Consider the following 23,911-nt stretch of genomic DNA (forward strand, 5'->3'; position numbering starts at 1 on the left):
GCGCGCTTGTGTCCCGGGCGTGAGCACCCATTCAAGGCCGGTATATTAATTGGCATGATCGAACTCAAGACGAATGCCTCCCTGGACGCGATGCGGGAGGCGGGGCGGGTCGTGGCACGCGCCCTCGCGGCGGTACGGAAGTCGGCGGCGGTCGGGATCAGCCTGCGGGAACTGGACGAGGTGGCGCACGAGGTGCTGCGCGAGGCGGGCGCAGGTTCGCCCTTCCTCGGCTACCGGCCGCACTTCGCCGCGACCGCGTACCCGGCGACGCTGTGCGTCTCGGTGAACGACGCGATCGTGCACGGCATCCCGACGGACTACCGGCTGCGGGACGGGGATCTGGTCAGCGCGGACTTCGGCGCCACGCTGAAGGGCTGGGCCGGGGACGCGGCCGTCAGTTTCACCGTGGGCACCGCGCGCCCGGAGGACCTCCGGCTGATCGAGACGGCCGAGCGGGCGCTCGCGGCGGGGATCGCGGCCGCGACCGTGGGCAACCGCATCGGGGACATCGCCCACGCGGTGGGCACGGTGTGCCGGGGGGCCGGCTACGGCATCATGGACGGTTTCGGGGGCCACGGCGTGGGCCGCCAGATGCACGAGGACCCCTCGGTGCCCAACGAGGGGCCGGCCGGGCGCGGACTGCCCCTGCGGCACGGTCTGGTGCTCGCCATCGAGCCCATGCTCATCGCCGGCGGCGGGGACGGGTTCCGCACCGACCCGGACGGATGGACGCTGCGCACCGAGGACGGTTCGCGTGCCGCCCACGTCGAGCACACCGTGGCGATCACGGACGCGGGGCCGAGGATTCTCACGGCGCCCTGAGCCCCGCGCTCCGGTCCCCCGGCCCCGGTCCGGTGTCCGGGGACGCTTCCCGCCGAGAGGCCGGTGTGACACGCCCGGCCCCTCAGCGGGAGGGGCTCAGCCGGCGGGGCGCACGACCATCGCCGAGCCGCCGCCCCGGCGTACCGGTTCGGCCGCGGCGAGCCAGCGGCCGTCCTTCAGGCGCTGGACACCGGTGGCGGCGCCGATCTCCGGGTTCTGTGTGAAGGAGTGCCCGATCGCCTCCAGCTTGCCCCTCAACGGGCTGTTGTAGAGGCCCGGTTCGAGTTCGGTGGTGGCGGCGTTGCGCTGACTGGCGCGGGGGGCGGCGATCGCGTCGACCAGGGGCAGTCCCCGGTCCACGAAACCGGTGAGCGTCTGGAGCACCGTCGTGATGATGGTGGCCCCGCCCGGTGAACCGAGCGCGACCACGGGCTTCCCGTGCTTCAGGACGATGGTGGGCGCGATCGAGGAGCGCGGACGCTTCCCCGGTCCCGGCAGGTTCGGGTCGGGCACCTCCGCACTGGCCGGGGCGAAGGAGAAGTCGGTCAGCTCGTTGTTGAGCAGGAAGCCGCGTCCGGGCACGGTGATGCCGCTGCCGCCGGTCTGCTCGATGGTGAGGGTGTAGGCGACGACGTTGCCCCACTTGTCGGCGGTGGTGAGGTGGGTGGTGTTCTCCCCCTCGTACGTGGTCGGCGCCGCCTTGCCCGCCGTGGCGCAGGACTGCGGCCGGCGCGGGTCGCCCGGGGCCAGCGGGCTCTTGAGGACGGAGTCCTCGCGCACGAGGCAGGCCCGCGAGTCGGCGAAGCCCTGGGACAGCAGTTCCTTGGCCGGGACCTTCTCGAAGGCGGGGTCGCCGACCCACCGCCCCCGGTCCGCGAAGGCGATGCGGCTCGCCTCGATGTAGTGGTGCAGGTACTGCTCCTGGGACAGCTTCGAGAGGTTCTCGTTCTCCAGGATGTTGAGGGCCTCACCGACCGTGGTGCCGCCGGAGGAGGAGGGGGCGATGGAGTAGACGTCCAGTCCCCGGTAGTCGGTGTGGCTGGGCTCCTGGTACTTGGCGCGGTAGGCCCGCAGGTCCTTGAGGGACAGCTTCCCCGGGCGCGCTGTACGGGACGAACCCGGCGCCACAGGAGGCTTGTTGACGGTGCGCACGATGTCCTGGGCGAGCTTCCCGCCGTAGAGGCTGCCCAGCCCCTTGCGGGACAGCTCCTCGTAGGTGCGCGCGAGATCGGGGTTCTTGAGGGTGCTGCCGACCCGCGGCGGGGCGCCGCCCGGCAGGAACAGGTCGGCGGTGGCCGGGAAGTCCTTGAAGCGGGCCTCGTTGTCGGCGGTCTGCTGACGGAAGGTCGCGTCGACCGTGAACCCCTCGCGGGCGAGACGCGTGGCGGGGGCCAGGACCGTTCGCAGCGGCTTCGAGCCCCAGTTGCGCAGCGCGCCCTCCCAGGTGGCTGGGGTGCCCGGCGTGCCCACGCTCAGACCGCTGGTGACCGCGTCGGCGAACGGCAGCGGTTTCCCGTCCTCCAGGAAGAGGTCCTTGCCGGCGCTCAGCGGGGCCGTCTCACGTCCGTCCAGAGTGCGGACCCGGTGGCTGCGGGCGTCGTAGTACACGAAGTACCCGCCGCCCCCGAGCCCCGAGGAGTACGGCTCGGTGACCCCGAGCGCGGCGGCGGTCGCGACGGCGGCGTCGACGGCGTTGCCGCCCTTGCGCAGGACCTCGATACCGGCGGCGGAGGCGTCCGCGTCGACGCTGGAGACGGCGCCGCCGTACCCGGCCGCGACGGGCTCCTTCGCCGGGGCGGGGCCGGGGTGGCCCTGCGGCGGGGGGGGGGGGGGGGGGGCCGCCCCCCCCCCCCCCCCCCCCCCCCCCCCCCCCCGGGGGCGCCCCCCCGGGGGCGCCCGGGGGCCGGGGGGGGGGGCGGCCCCGCCGGCCCCGGGCCCCGGGGGGGGGGGGGGGGGGGGGGGGGGGGGGGGGGCCGGGGGGGGGGGGGCGGGGGGGCCCCGCCCCGACCGAGAGCAGCCCCGCGACCACCGCGGTCAGGGAGAGCAACGTGCGGGAACGCGGGCGCCGGGTGCGCCGCGCGGCGGGGTGGGACATCCGTACCTCCAGTCAACAGCCGTCCGCGCAGCGTAACTTGAGTGCACCTACGCGGCCAGGACACCCTCGGACACCAGCGCGTCGTAGCGCTACCATGCGCGGCCATGAACGACGACGTGCGCAATATCGCCCTCGGGCTGATCGCCTCGGCCCTCAGCGCCGCCCTCGGCTGGCTCGCCCGTACGGCGGTGTGGCGCCGGAGGCTGCGGCGCAAGCGGAACTTCTTCGGGCTGCCGCCGAACGCGGAGTGCGTGCTCGTGGTCAACCGGAAGGTCGCGGGCCCGGAGTCCTCGGTGTCCCGCGAGGACGTGTTCGCCCTGCTGGAACTGTCGGCGCTGATCCAGGAGTGCGGGGCGCACGCGGAGGTACTCACGCACGACGGGGCGCGACAGGGTTTCGGGGAGCGCGCCGAGTTCTGCCTGGGCGGACCCGTCTCGAATCGCAGGACGGCCGCCCACATAGCGGCCATGCTGCCCGGGATAAGCGTCTCCGCCGAGGCCGGACCCGGTCCCGGGCAGGCCGCGTTCCGGATCGGCGGGGAGCACTACCCGATGGTGCGCGGGCAGAGCGAGCACGTGCTCCTGGCGCGTCTGGCGGGCTCGGGCGGACAACGGCCGGTGTTCCTGATCTGCGGTCAGCGCTCGGTGGCCAACCAGGCGGGCACCCGCTACCTCGCCCGCCACCACGACCGGCTGCACCGGCGCTACGGCGGCGACTCCTTCGTGCTGCTGCTCAGGGTGGTGAACTCGGCGGCCTACGGCCCGGACGTCGTGGAGCCGATCGCCGACGTGACGGCCCTCGCGACCACCGCGCCCGCCCCGGTGGTGAGCGGCGAGGGCGAGCGAGAGGGGCGCGGGTGACACGGTCGCCGTGGACCGTGACGGGGCGGGCACGGGTGAGGCAGTCGCCGTGGACCGTGACGGGGCGGGCGCGGGCCGCTCGCGGCAGGCGCGAGCCGCCGGGAGGCGGTCGTGGACACACCAAATCGTTACCCGCGCGTAACCTACCGACCGGTTACCTGCGGTAAGCCCACAAAGTTACCGTCGCGTAAGGCTGCGCTCACCTCAGTGGAGGAGTGATCCATGCGACAGAACGCACGGCTGCGCACGGCGGCGATCGGCACGTTCTCGGCGGCTCTCCTGGCCTCGGGGGCGCTCGCCGCTCCCCCCGCCTCCGCCGCCCCCACGACCATCCGTTTCGTGGACATCGCCGGGGAGGGCGGGACCGTCCTGAAGGCCAACGTGGTCAGCCCGGCCGACTCCGGGACGGGCGCCGCACACCCCGTCGTCGTCCTGCCGACAAGCTGGGCGATCCCGCAGGTCGAGTACCTCGCCCAGGCCCAGAAACTCGCCGACACCGGCTACATCGTGGTGAGTTACAACTCGCGGGGCTTCTGGCAGTCCGGCGGCGAGATCGAGGTGGGCGGCCCCGAGGACGTCGCGGACGCCTCCGCCGTCATCGACTGGGCCCTCGCCAACACCGCCGCCGACCCGGAGCACGTCGGGATGGCCGGGGTCTCCTACGGCGCCGGGATCAGCCTGCTGGCCGCCGCGCACGACCCGCGGATCAAGGCGGTCGCGGCGCTGAGTGGCTGGGGCGACCTCATCGACTCCATCTACAGCGGGCGCACCCAGCACGCGATGGCCACCACGCTGCTCGGGGGCTCCGGCTACCTGACCGGCCGGCCGAGCGCCGAACTCCAGCAGGTTCTCGCGGACTTCCTCGGCTCGAACCTCGGCAAGGAGGACGAGATGATCGCGTGGGGCAAGCTGCGCTCCCCCGCGACCTACCTCGACGGGCTGCGGCGCAACAAGCCGGCCGTGTTCCTGGGCAACGCGTGGGGGGACACCATCTTCCCGCCCAACCAGTACGCCGACTTCTTCGAGAAGCTGAGCGGCCCCAAGCGACTGGAGCTGCGTCCGGGCGACCACGCGACCGCCGAGGCGACCGGGCTGCTCGGCCTGCCCAACGACACCTGGACCGACACCCGTCGCTGGTTCGACCACTACCTCAAGGGCGAGGACAACGGCGTCGCCGGGGAGGCGCCGGTGCGCCTGTCCTCGCGCTCGGGCGGGGGCTACGAGAACTACCCGGACTGGAAGTCGGTCGGCGCCGACCGCCGCAAGCTGGACCTGGCGGGCAGCCAGACCGTGCGGGCCAACGTCGACTCGGGGGCGAACGGCGGGATCACCCTGCTGTCGAACGCCCTGGACCAGTTGATCAAGCTTCCGCCCACGGTCTCGGTCCCACTGCTGCCGCGCCTGTGGGCCGCCGTGTGGCAGTCGGAGAAGTACGACAGCGAGCAGCGGGTGCGCGGGACCGTGAAGCTGCACACGACGCTCACCCCGACCAAGGAGAGCGGCACCCTCGTCGCGTACCTCTACGACGTGGGGCCGCTCGGCCTCGGCAAGCTGGTCAGCAACGCGCCGTACACCTTCCACGGGCGGACGCCCGGACAGCCCTTCGGCGTGGACCTCGAGTTGTTCTCCACGGCCTACGACGTGCCGTCCGGACACCGCCTCGCCCTGGTCGTCGACACGGTGGACCCGCTCTACATCGAGCACAACCCGACCGGCGCGCAGCTGACCTTCTCCTCGCCCGCGGCCGACCCTTCCTACCTGTCGGTACCGCTGCGCGAACAGTGATCACCGGCTGCTGCCGGGCGGGCCACTGCCCCAGACTGCTGTCCCGTCCCCCTCAGCGGGCCCGGGGGGAGCCCGGGGGGCCTCCCGGCAGCAGCGTCCCTGGAGCGGCCGGTGGCACGGCCGCGGCCTCCGTCCTGGGGTTGTGCCGCTCCCTTCGGGCCACCCAGTGGGCGAACCAGGAGAGCAGCATGCACATCCCGATGTAGACGGGCGAAATGACCATCACCACGGGGATGAAGGGCAAATCGTAGTCGAGGTTCGAGGCGATCAGTTTCCCGGCATGGAGGAACTCCTCATAGGTGATCAAAAACCCCAGCGAGGTGTCCTTGAGGGCCACCACCAGCTGACTGATGATCGAGGGCAGCATCGCGCGGACCGCCTGCGGGATCAGGACGTGCGTCATGACCTGGGTCTTGCGCATCCCCAGGGCGTAGGCGGCCTCGCGCTGTCCGCGCTCGACCGAGTTGATCCCGGCCCGGAACACCTCCGCGAGGACCGAGCCGTTGTAGAGGGTCAGCCCGGTCACCAGGGCGGGCAGCGGCTGCACCTTCAGCGCCACGAAGACGAAGAAGATCATCACCAGCACCGGCATCGCCCGGAAGAACTCGACCAGTACGGTCGCCACCCAGCGCACCGGGCGGTGCTCGGACAGCCGGCCGACGGCCAGCACGGTGCCGAGGGCGAGGGCCAGCACGGCCGAGAGGGCGAACGCCTTGAGCGTGTTGCCGAGGCCGCGCAGGAGCAGTTCCTGGATGCCGACGTACTCGAAGGGGGTCCATTTGGTGGCGGTGAACTGGTCGGTGTCGAAGAGCAGGTAGAGGACCCAGCCGATGACCGCGAGGATCACGGCGGTCGAGAGCACCGCGTACAGCGCGTGCCTGCGCCGGGTACGCGGCCCGGGGACGTCGTAGAGCGCGCCGGGACCTCCCGTGCCGCGCCGGGCGGTGGTGCCCCTCACCGGGCCACCCCCCAGCGCTTCTCCATGAGGGCGAACAGGGCGCTGATGGCCAGCGTGACGAGGAGATAGCCCACCGCGATCCAGACGAAGGTCCAGATGATGTTGAAGCCGAGTTCGTTGAGCGTTTTGTAGGTACCGAGCAGTTCGGTGACGCTGAAGGCCCCGGCGATGGCGGAGTTCTTGGCGAGCGCGATCAGATTGGACCCCACGGGTGAGATGACCGAACGGAATGCCTGCGGCAGGACGACGGTGGTGAGCGTCTGGCCGAAGGTCATGCCCAGGGAGCGGGCCGCCTCGCCCTGCCCCCTGGGCACGGTGTTGATGCCCGAACGCAGCGCCTCGCAGATGAACGCCGAGGTGTAACAGCCCAGGGCCAGCACCGCGAACAGCTGGAAGGGCAGGACCAGTCCGAAGCGCGGCAGTCCCAGCACGACCGCGAAGAACAGCAGGGTCAGCGGGGTGTTGCGCAGGATCGTGACCCAGGCCGTGCCGATGGCCCGCAGCGAACCGACCGGGGCGGCCCGGAAGGAGGCCATGAGGAATCCGAGGGCGAGCGCCAGGAGCGAGGCGTAGACGGTGAGTTCGACCGTGCCGAGGAACCCCTTTCCGTAGGTGGAGAAGTTCTCTGTCAGTACGTCCATGGGCTGCGTGGTGCTTTCTGGGCGGGCGATGTGCGCCGGGGCCGGTCGGCGGGGAGCCGGTCAGCCGGCGGGGTAGCGGTCGATGGCGGGCGGTTTCGGCGCGGGCACCCCGGACAGTCCGAGCGTCGCCTCGTACGCCTTCTTCCAGGTGCCGTCCCGCTCCCCGGCGGCGAGGACGTCGTCCACCGCGAAGCGCAGCGCCGTGTCCCCGCGGGGCAGGCCCACGCCGTACGGCTCCTTCGAGAAGGGCCTGCCGACGACCTTGAGCTCGTCGGGCACCTTCGCCGCGTAGCCCAGCAGGATCGAGTCGTCGGTGGTGACCGCGTCCACCTGATACGTCAGCAGGTTGTCCACACAGATCGAGTAGGTGTCGTAGGAGACGAGGTCGGCCTTCGGGTAGTCCGCCTGGATGCGCTGGTAGGGGGTCGAGCCGGCCGCCGAGCACACGCGTTTGCCGTCGAGGTCGGCGGGCCCCTTGATGTCGTGCTCGTCGCTGCGCACCAGCAGCCCCTGGCCGGCCAGGTAGTACGGCCCCGCGAAGCCCACGAGCTTCTTGCGGTTGTCGTTGATGGTGTAGGTGCCGACGTAGTAGTCGATCTGACCGTTCTGCAGGGAGGTCTCGCGGTTGGCGGAGGCGATCGTACGGAAGGAGATCTGGCGCGGCGCGAAGCCGAGACCCGCGGCGATCATCTTGGCGATCTCGATGTCGAAGCCGGAGTAGACCCCGCTGGACGGGTCCTTCTCCCCCAGGTACGGCTGGTCCTCCTTGACGCCCACGAGCAGCCGGCCGCGTGCTTTGGCCTTGCGCCAGGTCGGCGAGCCGGCGAGCCGGAAGCCGGTGGCCACCCGGTAGTCGGGAAGCCGGTCGGCCCTCGGCCCCTTGGCCGGGGGGCTGCCCTCCTTGCCGCAGCCGGCGGCGAGCAGGGCCGTGGCGAGCAGCAGGGCGGCGAGAAGCGGACGGATGCGGTTCATGGTGGCGTCCCCCCTCAGTGCTTGAGGATCTTGGAGAGGAAGTCCTTGGCCCGTTCGCTCTCCGGGCGGTTGAAGAAGTCCTCGGGGGTGCGGTCCTCGACGATCCGGCCGCCGTCCATGAACACGACACGGTTGGCGGCCGAGCGCGCGAAGCCCATCTCGTGGGTCACCACGACCATCGTCATGCCGTCCTCGGCCAGCCGCCTCATCACTTCCAGGACCTCGTTGATCATCTCCGGGTCGAGGGCGGAGGTCGGCTCGTCGAACAGGAGCGCCTTGGGGTCCATGGCGAGGGCGCGGGCGATGGCCACCCGCTGCTGCTGGCCCCCGGAGAGCTGGGCGGGGTACTTGTCGGCCTGGCCGGCGAGGCCGACGCGGTCGAGGAGTTCCCTGGAGCGGCGGTCGGCCTCCTGGACTTTGCGGCGGCGGACCTTGACGGGGGCCAGCGACACGTTCTGGAGGACCGTCTTGTGCGCGAACAGGTTGAAGGACTGGAAGACCATGCCGACCTCGGTCCGCAGCCCGGCGAGTGCCCTGCCCTCCTCGGGCAGCGGCCGGCCGTCCAGGGTGATGGTGCCGGACTCGATGGTCTCCAGCCGGTTGATCGTGCGGCACAGCGTCGACTTGCCCGAACCCGAGGGGCCGATGACCACGACCACCTCCCCGCGGTGCACGGTGAGATCGATGTCCTGAAGTACGTGCAGCTCCCCGTAGTACTTGTTGACGTCGCGCAGCTCGATCAACGGATCGACGGCCATCGGCAAAGACCTGCCCACTCGTAGCTGTGTCGGTCCGCGCAAACTACCCATCCGTCTGCGGGGCTTGGCGGGCGACACGCACAAGGGGGCAATAACCGTATTTCCACCCGTTGGGCCGGGGGCGGGGGGCGGCTCAGGGTTCGGAGACCTCGCCGTAGACCTGGGAGAGTTCGGGAGCGCCGGTCTCGGCCCAGTCGCGCCCGTCCTCGACGACCCGCAACTGCCTCCCGCTGGAGAGCGATACGACCGGGAAGCCGTCCGTACCGATGCGCCAGACCGCCCCGGGCACGGTGCGCACGAGGACGGTCCCGAGGTAGAGCCCCGCGTCGTTGCCGAGCCAGGTGAGCACCTCGGGGTCCGCGCGCCAGCGCGGCAGCAACTGGTCGAGGGCGCTCAACGACTCTGCGGAGTCGTCGAGTTCGACGCCTGCCTCGGCCGCCTCCGAGCGCAACAGCTCGCATTCGCCGAACAGTTCGACCGCGACCTGCGGATCGTCCTCCAGCAGGGCGGCGACCGGGCGGGGCCCGGCGGTGGGGGCCTGCGCCTGGGGGGCCCCGGCCGGACGTCCGGTCGCCGCGCCCTGCCGCTTGTGCCACTTGCCCGGCAACGGAATCCTCATGGGCCCACCCTCGCATCCGGGCCGCGCCCGGCACCACAGGGCGCGCACGGCCGGACACGGAACGCACCGGCGGCGCTACCGGTCAATCTCACACCGGCCAAGACTCTTACGGGTGATTTTCTGGGCAGGAGTCCGACGACACCAGGACTCCGACGACAGGCGGGCGGGCGTCGGCGGGGCCGGCGGCCGCCGGGAACCAGGGAAAACCAGGGAAGGGGACACTCGTGCGCAGACCCGTCCGCAGGGCCGCCTCCGTGTCGGCGCTGCTCGGCTCGGCCCTGCTGCTGACCTCTCCGACGACGGCGGCGCCCCCGCAGGCCCAGACCGCCCAGCCCCTGCACCGGCTGTTCGACAACCGGGCCATCAGCTCGGCACGGCACCCTTCGGCCGCCGACTTCGACGGGTCGGGGCGCTCGCTGTCGGCCGGAGCGCTCGCCAGGGCGGGCTGGCGGCCGGGGCACGAGGTGACCGTCGCGGGGGCCCGGCTGCGGCTGCCCGCGAGGAGCCCCGGACAGCCGGACAACGTGCGTGCGGACGGACAGCGGGTGGCGGTCTCCGGCCGGGGCGCGGCGCTCGCCTTCCTGGTCGCGGCGACCGGCGGCCCGGCCTCGGGGCGGGGCCTCGTGCACTACACGGACGGGTCTCACTCCCGCTACCGGCTCGCGGCCCCGGACTGGCGCTCGGGACCGCTCGCTACCAAGTCGGTGGCTCTGGACTCCCTGCACACGCCGCGGGGCCGTAGCGGGGCGCGCCCGCGTCTGTACACCGTGACCGTGCCGGTGGAGCGCGGCAGGACGGTGCGCGCGGTGACGCTGCCGCGGCCGGCGGCCGGGGGCCCGGTACTGCACGTCTTCGCGCTCTCGGTGACGAAGCCCGCGACGGGCTGGACGGGGAGCTGGTCGGCGGCCACCGCGGCCCGCGTCCGGGTCGGCCCGTGGAAGGACCGCACCCTGCGGCTGGTGGTGCACTCCTCGGCGGGGGGTTCGCGGGTGCGCGTGCGTCTGGACAACACCTTCGCGGACGGCCCGGTGCGGATCTCCGGCGCGTCGATCGCCGTCCGGTCCTCGGGCGCCTCCGCGAAGTCCCGGCCCCGTCCGCTCCGGTTCGGCGGGGAGGCGGGCACCACGCTCGCGGCGGGGACGCAGGTGCGCAGCGATCCGCTCGGCTTCGAGGTTCCGCCGGACAGCGATCTGCTGGTCAGTCTGCGCCTGCCGGGCACCGTGCGCTCGCTGCCGGTGCGCACGGCGGCGGTGCAGACCTCGTACGTCAGCGCCGACGGCGACGAGGACCACACGCGGGACCGGGACGGCACGGCCTTCGAGGGCTCGCTGGACGACTGGCCGCTGCTCACCGGGGTCGACGTCGCGGCCGGGCCCGGTTCGGTCGTGGCGCTGGGCGACTCCACGACGGTCGGCGCGCATACGGACGAGGGCGGGAACCAGCGGTGGACGGACGCCCTGTCGCGGCGTCTGGAGGCGCAGGAGGCGGTGCCGCGCTACGGGGTGCTCAACCAGGGGCTCACCGCCAACCGGCTGCTGGCCGACCGCTACCCGGGCGACGGGCTGAGCCCGGACACGAGCGGGGTGCGCGTGGCCAGCCGGCTCGACCGCGACCTGTTCGCGCAGACCGCGCCGCGCGTCGCCGTGGTGTACCTCGGCCTGAACGACCTGCGCTGGGGCTCGAAGGCGTCCGAGGTGATCGCGGAACTGAAGGAGATCGCGAGGCGCTCCCGGGACCGCGGCCTTCCCGTGCTCGCCGCGACCCTCACTCCGTGCGGGGGCGAGCGGCGGTGCACGCCCGCCGTCGAGGCCGGGCGCCGCGAGGTCAACTCCTGGCTGCGCTCGGGGGGCGGGGACTTCGCCGGGGTCGTGGACTTCGACCGGGCGGTGACCGACCCCGCGCGTCCCGGGCGGCTGCGCCCCGGGTTCGACAGCGGCGACGGGCTGCATCCGAACGCGGCGGGCCTCAGCGCCATGGCCGCCCGCTTCGACCTGGGAGAGCTGCGCCGGCTCGCCGGGAGATGACCGGGACCGGTGGGGCCCCGCGCCTAGACGTCGAGGTCGACGACGACGGGCGCGTGGTCGGAGGCGCCCTTGCCCTTGCGCTCCTCGCGGTCCACGTAGGAGTCGCCGACCGCCTTCTGGAAGGCCGCGTTGCCGTACACGAGGTCGATGCGCATGCCCCGGTTCTTCGGGAAGGCGAGCTGGCGGTAGTCCCAGTACGTATAGGGACGGTCGTACTTCAGGGGGCGCGGCACGACGTCGTGGAGCCCGGCGGCGCGCAGGTCCGCGAGGGCGGCGCGCTCGGGCGGGGTGACGTGGGTGGCCCCCTCGAAGACGGCCGGGTCCCACACGTCCTCGTCGGTGGGCGCGACGTTGTAGTCCCCGAGCACGGCGAAGGGCCGGGAGCCCTGGGCGTCGCCCAGGACGGCGGCCTTGAGCGCCTCGAACCACTGGAGCTTGTACGCGTAGTGCTCGTGGCCGATCTCCCGGCCGTTGGGCACGTACACCGACCACACCCGCACCGGACCGCAGGTCGCGGCGACCGCCCGGGGCTCCTCGACCCCCTCGTACAGAGGGCCGCCGGGCAGCCCGGTGACGACGTCGTCGAGGCCCGCGCGGGAGATCACCGCGACACCGTTCCAGCGGCCCGTGGCGTTGACGGCGGCCTCGTAGCCCAGCTCGCGCAGGGCCTCGGTGGGGAAGCCCTCGGCCGTCGTCTTGGTCTCCTGCACGCACAGCACGTCCGTGCCGCTCGCCTCCAGCCAGGCCAGCAGCCGCGGGAGGCGAGCGGTGATCGAGTTCACGTTCCAGGTGGCGATACGCATGCCGACCAACCTACCGGGCGGCTCGGACAGCCCGGCTCAGACGCGGACGGACGTCCCCGGCCGCAGCCGCTTGTGCTCGGCTCCGCCCAGTGAGCCGATCTGGTTCTCGTAGACCGGGGTGGCGAGGTCGGTGAGGAGGGCGTCGTGCACGTCGTAGGCGCGCCGCGGCTTCACCTCACGGACGTAGTCGATGACCTCGGAGATCTTGCTCCAGGGGGCCATGACGGGCAGCAGCAGCGTCTCGACGGCCCGGTCGGGCACGGTGAGCGCGTCGCCGGGGTGGAAGACGGTGCCGTCCACGAAGAAGCCGATGTTGGTGATGCGCGGGATGTCCGGGTGGATCACGGCGTGCAGTTCTCCGTGCACCTGGACGTCGAAGCCGGCGGCGGTGAAGGCGTCGCCGTGGCCGACGACGTGCACGCGCCCGGGGAAGGCGGCCGACACGCGCTCCGCGACCGAGCGCAGCGTCCAGATCTCGGCCGCCGGGTTGGCCTCCAGTGCGGCGCGCAGCTGCCCCTCGTCGAAGTGGTCGGGGTGTTCGTGGGTGACCAGTACGGCGTCGGCGCCGACGGCGGCGCCGGGCTCGGTGAAAGCGCCCGGGTCGATGACGAGAGAGCGGCCCTCGTGTTCCAGCCGGACACAGGCATGGGTCTTCTTGATCAGCTCCATGGGTCCATGCTCCCGCACGCGCCGCCGGGGCGCCGCCCCGGGAGGGGGCGGTGAGGTGCAGGGCGACTCCCCTGCTGCTGCGCGGCGGCACTCCACGCAGACGATACGGCCGAAGCCGCGCCGGGGTCAGGTGCTCCGCGGACCACCGCGCGAGCGCGCACCCGGGATGGCGCGTGTGGTCCCCGGAGGCGACTCGGTTGTGGTCCTCGCCCGGTACGGCGCCGTCCCCGCCCACCAGGACGGAGCCGAACGGCTCGTCGCCGGCCTTTTGTGCCTGGGCTGTCAGGTCCACGCGACGGCGAAGATGTCGCGAGTCGCGAGTCCACGTCGTTCGTCATGGCTTCGGCCCGGAGACCCCTGCCCCACCGTCAGGCCGTGTACACGACTGGCCCGACGGTGGGGTGACCCGGGATCAGTGCAGGCTGCCGACCAGGCCGACGTGGAAGGCGTTCAGCTCCTCCGTGCGCCCGCTCAGGACCTTCGTCAGCCATTCGGGGTCGCCGAGCAGGGCGCGGCCGACCGCGATGAGGTCGAACTCGTCACGCTCCATGCGGTCGAGCAGGTCCACGATGTCGGTGACGTTCGCCTGCTCGCCCTGGAAGACCTGCAGGAACTCGTTGCTCAGGCCCACCGAGCCCACGCTGATCGCCGGCTTGCCGGTGATCTTCTTGGCCCAGCCGGCGAGGTTGAGGTCCGAGCCCTCGAACTCGGGGAGGTGGAAACGCCGCGTGGAGCAGTGGAAGGCGTCCGCTCCGGCCTCCACCAGCAGCCCGAGGACGGTCTCCAGCTCCTGCGGGGTCTCGGCGATCCGGGCCTGGTAGTGGTTGCCCATCTTCCACTGGGAGAGCCGGAAGGAGATCGGGAAGTCGCCCGAGACGGATTCCCGGCAGGCCGTGACGATCTCGGCGGCGAAACGGGTCCGCCGGGCGACGTCACCGCCGTAGCCGTCACTCCGCCGGTTGGTGTACTCCCAGAGGAACTCGTCGATGAGGTAGCCGTGGCCGCCGTGGATCTCGACGCCGTCGAAGCCCAGCGCCTCGGCCGAGGCCGCGCCCGAGGCGTACGCGGCGACGACGTTGTCGATGTCGGCCTGCGTCATCTCGCGCCCCGAGAGGGTGCCGTCCAGGGCGATGCCGGAGGGGCCGATCCGCGGGGCGTCCGGCACCGGCGGGTTGCCGACGACGCGGTCCATGCCGACGTGCCACAGCTGCGGCATGATCCGGCCGCCCTCCTGGTGGACCGCCTCGGCGACCGCCGCCCAGCCCGCCAGCGCCTCCTCGCCGTAGAAGTGCGGGACTCTCGCACTGCTGCCGGCCGAGTCGTGACCGACGTAGGTGCCCTCGGTGATGATCAGGCCGACGCCACCGGCGGCCCGCCGCGCGTAGTACCGCGCCACGTCCTCGCCCGGTACGCCCCCGGGGGAGAACTCGCGGGTCATCGGCGCCATGACGACGCGGTTGGGCAGGCGGAGGGCGCCCAGGGAGAAGGGACGGGACAGGACGTTCTTGACACGCTCAACAGCATTGACGGACATATGAGTTCACCTTAGTCAGGAAGCCGGCCGCACGGTGCCGGGGGACGGATACCGTGCGGCCGGCGGCTCGGGCGTTACGGAAAGGGCCTGGTGGGGTGCCGGCGGGCCCGCTCAGTCAGCGGGGGGAGCGCCGAGCGGGTCCCGGTCGACGGCCGCCGGGGAGGGCGGGATCGCCGGCGCGGGGCCGGCGGCCGGGGTCGCGCGGATGAACCACGCGGTGCCCAGAGCCGCCATCGCGAGGACGACCGCGCCGACGACGACCCCGTGCAGTCCGCTGCTGACGGCGTCCGCGACGGTGTGCCTGACCTCGGCGGGCAGCCCCTTGAGCAGGCCGGGGGTCAGCTGTCCGCCGGCGGTGAGCCTCTTCTCCGCGGCGGGGCCGAGCCGTTCGGCCAGGACCTCGCCCATCCGGCTGCTGTGCACGGCGCCGAGGACGGCCACCCCCAGGGAGCCGCCGATGGTGCGCACCAGGGTCACGGTGCCGGTGGCGGCGCCCATGTCCCGCGGGGCGGCGTTGTTCATGGTGGTGAGCAGGGTGCTCTGCATCAGGGTGCCGACTCCGAGCCCGACGACGAGGGTCAGTGCCGAGGCCAGGGCGAGCGGCGTGTCCGCGCCCAGCAGGAGCAGCAGCAGCGCGCCCGCGACGGTCGCGGTACCGCCCACCAGCGGGACGACCCGGTCCAGTCCGCCGCGGTCCATGAGCCGGCCGGTGGTGAGCTGGGCCGTGAGCATGCCGAGCATCAGCGGGAGGATCAGCATGCCGCTGACCGTGGGAGAGGACCCCTGCACGAACTGCATGTACTGCGGGAGGTAGTTGACGAGGGAGATGAGGACGGCGCCGACCAGGAAGCTCAGCACCTGGGCGAGGGTGAACTCCCGGCTGGAGAACAGGCGCGGCGGGGTGATCGGTTCGGCGGCGCGCCGCTCCACGCGGACGAACCAGGCCAGGCTCGCGAGGGCGACGACGGCGAGCGCGCCGATCTGCCAGGACACCCACGCGTAGGTGGTGCCGGCCCAGCCGGCGAACAGCGTGAGGGCGAGGATGCCGGTGGTGAGCAGGGCCGCGCCCAGGTAGTCGATGTGCCCGGTGACGCGCTGGACGGGCAGCCGGACGCCCTTGGCGACCGCCACCAGCGCCAGGAGGCCGATGGGCACGTTGATGTAGAAGGCCCAGCGCCAGTCCAGGTAGTCGGTGATGAACCCGCCGAGCAGGGGGCCGCCGACGAACGAGACCGGCAGCATGATCCCCACCATGGACTGGACCCGGCCGCGGTCCTGCGGCGGCACCAGCACGCCGATCACCGAGAGGGCCCCGACCATCAGCCCGCCCGCGCCGAGCCCCTGGACCGCGCGGAAGGCGATGAGCTGGGCCATGTCCTGGGCGAGGCCGCACAGTACCGTTCCGACCAGGAAGAGCAGCACCGAGTAGACGTAGGCGCCCTTGCGGCCGTAGAGGTCTCCGAGCTTTCCCCACAGGGGAGTGGTCGCGGCCATGGTGAGCAGGTAGGCGGTCACCGACCACGAGAAGAGGTCGAGCCCGCCGAGGTCACCGACGATCGTGGGCAGTGCGGTGCTGACGATCTGCCCGTCGAGGGTCGCCAGGAAGATGCCGAGCATCAGTCCGAAGACGCCCAGCCAGGGCAGGCCGGGCCGGTCCTGAGCGGAAGGGGTGTTCCGGCGGTCGTTCATCGCTGCCCCCAGGCACGAGTGGTGGTGCGTCAGACGGCGTACGGACGGGCGTTCCTGGCGTCCCGCAGGGCCTCGGCCCACCAGATGAGCTGATCGAGCATGGCCTTGGCCGCCACCTCGCTGCCGGGGTCGGTGGGCTTGCCGTCGGCGCCGAAGATCTCGCCGTAGTTGTGGAAGCTGACGGTGTTGCGGATGGTCACCGCGTGCAGCTCGGCCAGGACCACCCGGAGCTGTTCGACGGCCCGCAGGCCCCCGGCGAGGCCGCCGTAGGAGACGAACCCGACCGGCTTGGCGTGCCACTGCTCGTTGTGCCAGTCGATGGCGTTCTTGAGCGCCGCGGGGAAGCTGTGGTTGTACTCGGGGGTGACGACGACGAAGGCGTCCGCCTCGGCCAGCCTCGGGGTCACGGCGCCGAGCTGGGCGACGACCTCGTCGGAGGGGGCCTGGCCGAAGGCGGGGAACACGGTCGGCACCGGGGTCTCGACGAGGTCGATCACGTCGGCCGTCATGTCCGCGCGCTGAGAGATGTGTCCGGTGATCCAGTCCGCCACGACCGGGCCGAAACGCCCGTCCCGCGTGCTGCCGATGATCACCGCGGTCCGCACCGGACCGCTGGTCGCGTCAGCCATGGGAACTACCTCCGGATGTGTACGGCGTATCTTACTCGTACAACGTACACATCGATGTGTACGTTGTCCACTGCTGATACGCTGTACACCGCACTGGTCGGCGGAAGGAGCCACGCGATGGCCGCGCGGGAGACACAGGCAGACGCGCAGGAGAGACAGGCGCGGGAGAGCGAGCGCGTCTCCGTCTGGGAGCGCCTCGAACGCCCCGCTCCGGCGCCCCGCACCACCCTTACCCCGCGGAGGATCGCCAGGACCGCGGTGGGCGTCGCGGACGCGGAGGGGCTGGACGCGGTCACCATGCGGCGCCTGGCCACGGAACTGGGCGTCGCCCCGATGGCCGCCTACCGCTACGTCACCGGTAAGGACGAACTGCTGGAGCTGATGGTCGACTTCGTCTACGGCGAACTGGAGCTGCCGGACGGTCGCGACGACTGGCGCACCACCATGCGGAGTCTCGCCGTGCGCACGCGGGACGTACTGCTGCGGCACTCCTGGGTGACCCGGGCGACGTGGTGCGGGCCCACCCCGAACCAGCTGGCCGTACCGGAGGCGGCCCTGACCGCGCTCGACGGCCTCGGACTCGACGTGGACTCCGCGATGGCGGTCTACGGCACCGTCACCGCGTACGTGCACGGGGCGGTCGACGCGGAGGTCGGGCTCACGCAACTGCTGCGCGTGCGCGGCTGGTCCAACCGCGAGGAGGCGAGGAGCGGGCTGTCCTCGCAGATGGCCTGGCTCGTGGGCACCGGCCGCTTCCCGATGTACGCGCGCTACATCGACGAGGCCGACCGCAAGGACGACCCGCTGTGGCAGTTCGAGACCGGACTGGACTGCGTGCTCGACGGCATCGCGGCCCGGCTCGCGGTCTGAGGACATTTCCCGAACAGCTCGCTCAGGAAAACAGAAGGTCCGCTACAGAGGAATTACACGCACCGGGTCTTCGCTTGTCCCGCCGCAATCCCCGAAATAGATTCGCCGCACTCCGAGGCGGTAGGGGATATGGCGGACAGAATCACGAACACCACGAGGCACGCGCGACCCACGACTGTTCCACGAGAGTGCGAGGGCGCCGCCTGTGGCGCCGGCGGCACGGACCGGGCCCGGGATCTCGCGGCGGCCGGCACCCGGCTGTGCCCGACCTGCCGCATGCGGCTCATGAGCGATCTGCGCCGCCTGCCACGGCTGTACGAGGAGTGCGGACACCTGCTCACCGGCGCCGACCGGCCCCGCGACCGCACCTCGGGCGGGCCCCTGCCCGGTATGGCCTTCAACACGGCGGCCGCCGAGGCCCGCTCCCAGCTCCTCGGGACCCTGCGCTCCTGGACCTCCCTGGTGGTGGCCGAACGGGGGGCCGCCACACCGCGCGACACCCCGGCAGCGCTCGTCGCCGTCCTGCTCCAGCACTTCGGCTGGCTCCTCGCCCACCGGGCCGTCGGTGATCTGACCACCGAGGTCCGCGGGTGCGTGCGCCGTGCCGGCCAGGTGATCGACCCCGCCCCGCGCCACCGGCTCCAGGTAGGCGACTGCGTGGAGCCGGGTTGCCACGGCTCACTGGCGGCGGTGGCGCGGACCGGTGGCGCGGGCACCGACGTCGAGATCCACTGCGACGCCGACCCCGCGCACCGGTGGTCCGGCCGACAGTGGCTGCGGCGCGAGGACCGCGCGGCCGGGCGGCCGGAGCACCGGGTGCGCTGGCTGGGCGCCCGGGACATCGCCGCGCTGTGGGGCCTCGCCCCGGGCAGCGTGTACCGACGGGCCGGCGAGGACGGCTGGCGCAGACGCGCCGTGAAGGGGCGCACCTATTACCACCAGCAGGACGTCCAGTCCTCGCTCGGCGCGGGCGCCCCACCGGACTGATACGGGAAACCGGCCGGAAACAAAAAGGAATTGAGCCCTGTCAGGGAAAAATCCTGACAGGGCTTTTCCATGCGCCCGCGAATATCGAGTTGACGTGATTCTGACGCAACCCTGTCATTGTCCCGGAAGACCTGTATTGACTTCTGCGGGGATTCCGAAGAAGCTCTTTATTAGCTTCCGCAGCACTGTGTCGACCGGTCCACCACCGCTGGTTCTCGCGCACATCCGACTGCCGAAGAACACGATCTTCTTCAGGCGGCGCACCGATGTCCTTTCCGGTGCGCCGCCTCGTCGTATCCACCTTTCCGACGCTCCGGAGGACACATCCATGGACGCTTCCGTCATCGTCGTCGGCGCGGGTCCCACCGGGCTCACCCTCGCCGGGGAGCTACGTCTCGCCGGGGTCGACGTCGTCGTGCTGGACCGGCTCGCGGAGCGCACCGGCGAGTCCCGCGGGCTGGGCTTCACGACCCGGACGATGGAGATCTTCGACCAGCGCGGCCTGCTGCACCGCCTCGGCGACATGGGGACCGGCAACGGGGGCCACTTCGGCGGCATCCCCGTCGACTTCGGTGTCCTCGACAGCGTGCACCAGGCGGCCAAGACGGTGCCCCAGTCGGACACCGAGACGATGCTGGAGGGCTGGGCCCGGGAGCTGGGCGCCGATATCCGGCGCGGCCACGAACTGCTCTCCCTGGACGATCTCGGGGACGGCGTCGAGGTCACGGTGCGCGGCCCCGGGGGTGTGGAGAGCCGGCTCGCGGCCTCGTATCTGGTCGGCTGCGACGGGGGCAGGAGCACCGTGCGCAAAGCGGTCGGTTTCGACTTCCCGGGCACCCCCGCGACCCTGGAGATGTACCTCGCGGACATCAAGGGCATCGACCTGAAGCCGCGGCTGATCGGGGAGACCTTCCCGGGCGGCATGGTCATGTCCGGACCGCTGGGCGACCGCGGGGTGACCCGCATCATCGTGTGCGAACGCGGCACCCCGCCCCGCCGGCGTACCGAACCGCCCGCGTTCGCCGAGGTGGCGGCGGCCTGGGAGCGCATCACCGGGATCGACATCTCGCACGCCGAGCACGAGTGGGTCAGCGCGTTCGGCGACGCGACCCGGCTGGTCACCGAGTACCGGCGCGGCCGGGTACTGCTGGCCGGGGACGCCGCGCACATCCACCTGCCGGCCGGTGGCCAGGGCATGAACACCGGTGTCCAGGACGCCGTGAACCTCGGCTGGAAGCTGGCGGCCGTGGTCCGCGGCACCGCGCCCGAGGGGCTGCTCGACACCTACCACGAGGAGCGGCACGCCGTGGGCGAGCGGCTCATGATGAACACCCGGGCCCAGGGCCTGCTGTTCCTCAGCGGGGACGAGGTCCAGCCGCTGCGTGACGTCTTCCGCGAACTCATCCGCTACGAGGAGGTCAGCCGCCATCTCGCCGGGATGGTGAGCGGCCTGGAGATCCGCTACGACGTCGGACCGGGCCGGCATCCCCTGCTGGGGCTGCGGATGCCGCACCTGGAACTGGTGGGCGAGCGGCGCAAGACGAGCAGCACCGCACTGCTGCGGGCCGGTCGGGGCGTCCTGCTCGACCTGGAGGACAACGCCGTCCTCCGCGGCCGTGCGGCCGGGTGGTCGGACCGGGTGGACATCGTCAGCTCGGAGCCCCACGGCGTACCGGCCGGCAGCCCGCTCTCGGGCACGGCGGCCCTGCTGGTGCGGCCCGACGGGCACGTGGCCTGGGCGGCGCCCGGCAGCCACCACGACCTGCCCATGGCACTGGAGCGCTGGTTCGGCCCGTCCCGGATCCAGCAGCCCTGAAAAGGAGTGACTCATGCACAGCACGTTGATCGTGGCCCGGATGGAACCCCGTTCGGCCGACGAGGTGGCCGGTCTCTTCGGCGACTTCGACAAGACGGAGATGCCCCACCTGATGGGCACCCGCCGCAGGCAGCTCTTCTCCTACCGCGGCCTGTACTTCCACCTCCAGGACTTCGACCTCGAGGACGGCGGCGAACGGATCGAGGGCGCGAAGAGCGACCCCCGGTTCATCGGGGTCAGCGAGGACCTCAAGCCGTACATCGCCGCCTACGACCCGGCCACCTGGCGCTCCCCCGCCGACGCCATGGCGCGGCGCTTCTACCACTGGAGCGCGCTGTGAGCGGCCCCGGCGCCCGGCGCGTCGTGATCACCGGGATCGGGGTCACCGCTCCCGGCGGGGTCGGCGTCAAGAGCTTCTGGGACCTGCTGACCGCCGGGCGCACCGCGACCCGTCGCATCAGCTTCTTCGATCCCGCGCCGTTTCGTTCGCAGGTCGCCGCCGAGGTCGACTTCGACGCCGAGCTCGCGGGCCTGAGCCCCCAGGAGATCCGGCGGATGGACCGCGCGGCGCAGTTCGCGGTGGTCACCGCGCGCGGAGCGGTCGCCGACAGCGGACTGGAGTTCGCCGCCCTCGACCCGCACCGCACCGGGGTGACCATCGGCAGCGCGGTCGGCGCGACCATGGGGCTCGACCAGGAGTACCGCACCGTCAGTGACAGCGGGCGCCTCGACCTCGTCGACCACGAGTACGCCGTACCGCATCTGTACAACTATCTGGTCCCCAGTTCCTTCGCGAGCGAGGTGGCCTGGGCGGTGGGCGCGGAGGGGCCGGCCACCGTGGTCTCCACGGGCTGCACCTCCGGGCTGGACGCGGTGGGGTACGCCGCCGAACTCATCCGGGAGGGCTCGGCCGACGTCATGGTGGCGGGCGCCGCCGACGCGCCGATCTCCCCGATCACCGTGGCCTGCTTCGACGCCATCAAGGCCACCACCTCGCGCAACGACGACCCTGAGCACGCCTCCCGGCCCTTCGACGGGACCCGCAACGGCTTCGTCCTGGGCGAGGGCTCGGCCGTGTTCGTGCTGGAGGAGCTGGCGAGCGCCCGCGGCCGCGGCGCCCACGTGTACGCGGAGATCGCCGGGTACGCCACGCGCAGCAACGCCTTCCACATGACGGGCCTGCGTCCCGACGGCCGGGAGATGGCCGAGGCGATCCGGGTGGCCCTGGACGAGGCCCGGCTCGCTCCCGGGGCCGTCGACTACGTCAACGCGCACGGCTCCGGTACGAAGCAGAACGACCGGCACGAGACCGCCGCGTTCAAGCGCAGCCTCGGCGAGCACGCGTACGCCGTCCCGGTCAGCTCCATCAAGTCGATGGTGGGGCACTCGCTGGGCGCCATCGGCTCGATCGAGATCGCGGCGAGCGCGCTGGCGATGGAGCACGGGGTGGTGCCGCCCACCGCGAACCTGCACACGCCCGATCCCGAGTGCGATCTCGACTACGTGCCGCTCACCGCGCGGGACTGGCGCACCGACACGGTGCTCTCCGTGGGCAGCGGCTTCGGCGGGTTCCAGAGCGCCATGGTGCTGGCCCGTCCGGATCGGGAGGCCGTATGAGCGGGAGCGGGGTGCGGGTGGCCGTCACCGGGCTCGGTGTGGTCTCACCCAACGGCCTGGGCACCGAGACCTTCTGGTCCTCGACGCGCAAGGGGGCCAGCGGCATCGGCCGGATCACGCGTTTCGTGCCCGATCAGTATCCGGCCCAACTCGCGGGTGAGATCGACGGCTTCACTGCGGAGGACCATCTGCCGGGCCGGCTGCTGCCGCAGACGGACCGCATGACGCGACTGGCCCTGGTGGCCGCCGACTGGGCCCTGCAGGACGCCGAGGTGCGGCCCGGGGAGCTGCCCGACTTCGACATGGGGGTGATCACCGCCAGTTCCTCGGGCGGTTTCGAGTTCGGGCAGCGGGAGTTGCAGGCCCTGTGGAGCCGGGGCAGCCGCCACGTCAGCGCCTACCAGTCCTTCGCCTGGTTCTACGCCGTCAACAGCGGCCAGATCTCGATCCGCAACGGCATGCGGGGGCCCAGCGGGGTGGTCGTCAGCGATCAGGCCGGTGGTCTCGACGCCGTCGCCCAGGCCCGTCGGCAGATCCGCAAGGGCACCCGGCTGGTGCTGTCGGGCGCCGTCGACGCCTCGATCTGCCCGTGGGGCTGGGTCGCCCAGATGGCGAGCAACCGGCTGAGTACCGCCCGCGACCCGGAGCGCGCCTACCTGCCCTTCGACGAGGCGGCGAGCGGTCACGTGCCCGGCGAGGGCGGTGCGCTGCTCGTCCTGGAGGAGCTGGAGCAGGCCCGGTCCAGGGGGGCGCGGCAGATCTACGGGGAGTTCGCCGGGTACGGGGCGACTCTCGACCCGCGTCCGGGCAGCGGTCGTCCGCCCGGACTGCGCAAGGCGATCGAGCTGGCGCTCGCCGACGCCGAGGCGGCGCCCGGTGACATCGACGTGGTGTTCGCGGACGCCGCCGCCGTTCCCGAGCTGGACCGGATCGAGGCCGAGGCGATCACCGGGGTGTTCGGGGCCCGGAAGGTACCGGTGACGGCGCCCAAGACGATGACCGGACGGCTCTACTCGGGTGCGGCGCCGCTCGATCTGGCCGCCGCCTTCCTCGCCCTGCGCGACGGGGTGATCCCGCCGACCGTCGGCGTGTCCCCCGCCGCCGGACACGGTCTCGACCTCGTCGTCGGCCAGGAACGGGCCGCCCCGCTGCGCTCGGCCCTGCTGCTGGCGCGGGGCTACGGCGGTTTCAACTCCGCGGCCGTGGTGCGCGCCGTGTGAGCCACGGCGACCGGCCCGGTGACAACGGACAACGGACAGCGACGAAAGGACAGTTCCTCATGCCTGAGCAGCAGTTCACCCTCGACGACCTCAAGCGCATCCTGTACGAGGGGGCCGGCGCCGACGAGGCCGTCGACCTCGACGGGAACATCGTCGACGCCGACTTCGAGTCGCTGGGCTACGAGTCCCTGGCGATGCTGGAGACCGGCAGCCGGATCGAGCGCGAGTTCGGCGTCACCCTGGACGACGACACGTTGACCGAGGCCCGGACGCCGCGTGCGCTGATCGGGATCGTCAACTCCCTGCTGGTGCCGGCCGAGATCAGCTGAGGCCCCGCACCGCCCCAGGACCGCGTCGCCGGCCCCCGCCGGTCACCGTCGATGCCCCGGCGGGGGCCGGCGGCGCGCCCCGACCCCGTACCCCTCCCCCCGGGGGGGGGGGGGCCCCCCCCGGGGGGCCCGGCCCCCCCGCCGGGGCCACACCCCCCCCCCCCCACCACGACCACACACTAAAACACCCCCCGAACCCCCACCTCACCCCCAA

Annotated in this window: 21 protein-coding genes and 2 pseudogenes; 11 read left to right on the forward strand and 12 right to left on the reverse strand. The window is 72.3% G+C overall.

The genetic code is table 11. The annotated features are described in order from the left end of the window. Positions 1-54: 54 nt before the first annotated feature. Positions 55-822 (forward strand): type I methionyl aminopeptidase, encoded by a 768-nt coding sequence (map, locus tag ACFYMP_RS22280; protein WP_388860347.1) that lies wholly within the window; start codon positions 55-57, stop codon positions 820-822. Between the two features lie 96 nt (positions 823-918). On the opposite strand, the pseudogene ggt reads toward map, so the two are convergent. Beyond that, positions 919-2,667, reverse strand: a pseudogene (gene ggt / locus ACFYMP_RS22285) (gamma-glutamyltransferase); the annotation flags it as partial. 354 nt (positions 2,668-3,021) lie between these two features. Here ggt and ACFYMP_RS22290 point away from each other — a divergent pair. Together ACFYMP_RS22290 and ACFYMP_RS22295 are read left to right on the forward strand one after the other, a co-directional pair. Then, positions 3,022-3,777 carry a hypothetical protein gene (locus ACFYMP_RS22290; protein ID WP_388860350.1) on the forward strand — a complete coding sequence of 252 codons (756 nt, stop codon included), beginning with the start codon at positions 3,022-3,024 and terminating at the stop codon, positions 3,775-3,777. A 222-nt stretch (positions 3,778-3,999) separates the two neighbouring features. Further along, on the forward strand, positions 4,000-5,562 hold the full coding sequence (locus tag ACFYMP_RS22295; protein WP_388860353.1) for a CocE/NonD family hydrolase: 1,563 nt from the start codon (positions 4,000-4,002) through the stop codon (positions 5,560-5,562). A gap of 52 nt (positions 5,563-5,614) precedes the next feature. Here ACFYMP_RS22295 and ACFYMP_RS22300 read toward each other — a convergent pair whose 3' ends face one another. From ACFYMP_RS22300 to ACFYMP_RS22320, 5 genes are all read right to left on the reverse strand, one after another. After that, the gene (locus tag ACFYMP_RS22300) at positions 5,615-6,520 is read right to left on the reverse strand and encodes an amino acid ABC transporter permease (protein WP_388860356.1); all 906 of its coding nucleotides are present in this window, start codon (positions 6,518-6,520) and stop codon (positions 5,615-5,617) included. Then, positions 6,517-7,161 (reverse strand): amino acid ABC transporter permease, encoded by a 645-nt coding sequence (locus tag ACFYMP_RS22305; RefSeq protein ID WP_388860359.1) that lies wholly within the window; start codon positions 7,159-7,161, stop codon positions 6,517-6,519. Before ACFYMP_RS22305 ends, ACFYMP_RS22300 begins: the two co-directional genes overlap by 4 nt. A gap of 60 nt (positions 7,162-7,221) precedes the next feature. Further along, on the reverse strand, positions 7,222-8,133 hold the full coding sequence (locus tag ACFYMP_RS22310) for a glutamate ABC transporter substrate-binding protein (RefSeq protein WP_388860362.1): 912 nt from the start codon (positions 8,131-8,133) through the stop codon (positions 7,222-7,224). A 14-nt stretch (positions 8,134-8,147) separates the two neighbouring features. Continuing rightward, positions 8,148-8,891 (reverse strand): amino acid ABC transporter ATP-binding protein, encoded by a 744-nt coding sequence (locus ACFYMP_RS22315; protein WP_388860365.1) that lies wholly within the window; start codon positions 8,889-8,891, stop codon positions 8,148-8,150. 133 nt (positions 8,892-9,024) lie between these two features. Then, on the reverse strand, positions 9,025-9,510 hold the full coding sequence (locus ACFYMP_RS22320; protein ID WP_388860368.1) for a DUF6278 family protein: 486 nt from the start codon (positions 9,508-9,510) through the stop codon (positions 9,025-9,027). Between the two features lie 224 nt (positions 9,511-9,734). On the opposite strand from ACFYMP_RS22320, the gene ACFYMP_RS22325 reads away from it, so the two are divergent. Further along, positions 9,735-11,534 carry a GDSL-type esterase/lipase family protein gene (locus tag ACFYMP_RS22325; protein WP_388860371.1) on the forward strand — a complete coding sequence of 600 codons (1,800 nt, stop codon included), beginning with the start codon at positions 9,735-9,737 and terminating at the stop codon, positions 11,532-11,534. A 23-nt stretch (positions 11,535-11,557) separates the two neighbouring features. Here ACFYMP_RS22325 and ACFYMP_RS22330 read toward each other — a convergent pair whose 3' ends face one another. From ACFYMP_RS22330 to ACFYMP_RS22355, 6 genes and pseudogenes are all read right to left on the reverse strand, one after another. Beyond that, entirely contained in the window at positions 11,558-12,337 is a 780-nt protein-coding gene (locus ACFYMP_RS22330) for an exodeoxyribonuclease III (protein WP_388860374.1), read from the reverse strand. 36 nt (positions 12,338-12,373) lie between these two features. Continuing rightward, positions 12,374-13,006: an MBL fold metallo-hydrolase gene (locus ACFYMP_RS22335; RefSeq protein ID WP_388860376.1), complete on the reverse strand. Its 633-nt coding sequence runs from the start codon at positions 13,004-13,006 to the stop codon at positions 12,374-12,376. Between the two features lie 121 nt (positions 13,007-13,127). Beyond that, positions 13,128-13,298: pseudogene (locus ACFYMP_RS22340) on the reverse strand (nucleoside deaminase); the annotation flags it as partial. A gap of 120 nt (positions 13,299-13,418) precedes the next feature. Next, on the reverse strand, positions 13,419-14,540 hold the full coding sequence (locus ACFYMP_RS22345; protein ID WP_388860379.1) for an NADH:flavin oxidoreductase: 1,122 nt from the start codon (positions 14,538-14,540) through the stop codon (positions 13,419-13,421). Between the two features lie 111 nt (positions 14,541-14,651). Continuing rightward, positions 14,652-16,229: an MDR family MFS transporter gene (locus tag ACFYMP_RS22350; RefSeq protein ID WP_388860381.1), complete on the reverse strand. Its 1,578-nt coding sequence runs from the start codon at positions 16,227-16,229 to the stop codon at positions 14,652-14,654. A gap of 29 nt (positions 16,230-16,258) precedes the next feature. Then, on the reverse strand, positions 16,259-16,858 hold the full coding sequence (locus ACFYMP_RS22355) for an NADPH-dependent FMN reductase (protein ID WP_388860384.1): 600 nt from the start codon (positions 16,856-16,858) through the stop codon (positions 16,259-16,261). A gap of 117 nt (positions 16,859-16,975) precedes the next feature. Here ACFYMP_RS22355 and ACFYMP_RS22360 point away from each other — a divergent pair, with 117 nt between their 5' ends. The 7 genes from ACFYMP_RS22360 (at position 16,976) to ACFYMP_RS22390 (ending at position 23,697) form a co-directional block, all read left to right on the forward strand. Next, positions 16,976-17,728: a TetR/AcrR family transcriptional regulator gene (locus ACFYMP_RS22360; protein WP_388860387.1), complete on the forward strand. Its 753-nt coding sequence runs from the start codon at positions 16,976-16,978 to the stop codon at positions 17,726-17,728. A gap of 285 nt (positions 17,729-18,013) precedes the next feature. Then, a complete protein-coding gene (locus ACFYMP_RS22365; RefSeq protein WP_388860390.1) occupies positions 18,014-18,715 on the forward strand; it encodes a hypothetical protein in 702 nt (233 codons plus the stop codon). A gap of 328 nt (positions 18,716-19,043) precedes the next feature. Continuing rightward, positions 19,044-20,531, forward strand: coding sequence for an FAD-dependent monooxygenase (locus ACFYMP_RS22370; RefSeq protein ID WP_388860393.1), 1,488 nt, complete (start codon positions 19,044-19,046; stop codon positions 20,529-20,531). 13 nt (positions 20,532-20,544) lie between these two features. Next, on the forward strand, positions 20,545-20,871 hold the full coding sequence (locus ACFYMP_RS22375) for a TcmI family type II polyketide cyclase (protein ID WP_388860396.1): 327 nt from the start codon (positions 20,545-20,547) through the stop codon (positions 20,869-20,871). Continuing rightward, a complete protein-coding gene (locus ACFYMP_RS22380; RefSeq protein WP_388860399.1) occupies positions 20,868-22,148 on the forward strand; it encodes a beta-ketoacyl-[acyl-carrier-protein] synthase family protein in 1,281 nt (426 codons plus the stop codon). The genes ACFYMP_RS22375 and ACFYMP_RS22380 overlap by 4 nt, the downstream gene beginning before the upstream one ends. Then, positions 22,145-23,368, forward strand: coding sequence for a ketosynthase chain-length factor (locus ACFYMP_RS22385; protein WP_388860402.1), 1,224 nt, complete (start codon positions 22,145-22,147; stop codon positions 23,366-23,368). The genes ACFYMP_RS22380 and ACFYMP_RS22385 overlap by 4 nt, the downstream gene beginning before the upstream one ends. A gap of 59 nt (positions 23,369-23,427) precedes the next feature. After that, positions 23,428-23,697: an acyl carrier protein gene (locus ACFYMP_RS22390; protein ID WP_388860405.1), complete on the forward strand. Its 270-nt coding sequence runs from the start codon at positions 23,428-23,430 to the stop codon at positions 23,695-23,697. The last annotated feature ends 214 nt before the right edge of the window (positions 23,698-23,911 follow it).

It is taken from the genome of Streptomyces sp. NPDC007088, from assembly GCF_042869355.1.
Lineage (GTDB): Bacteria > Actinomycetota > Actinomycetes > Streptomycetales > Streptomycetaceae > Streptomyces.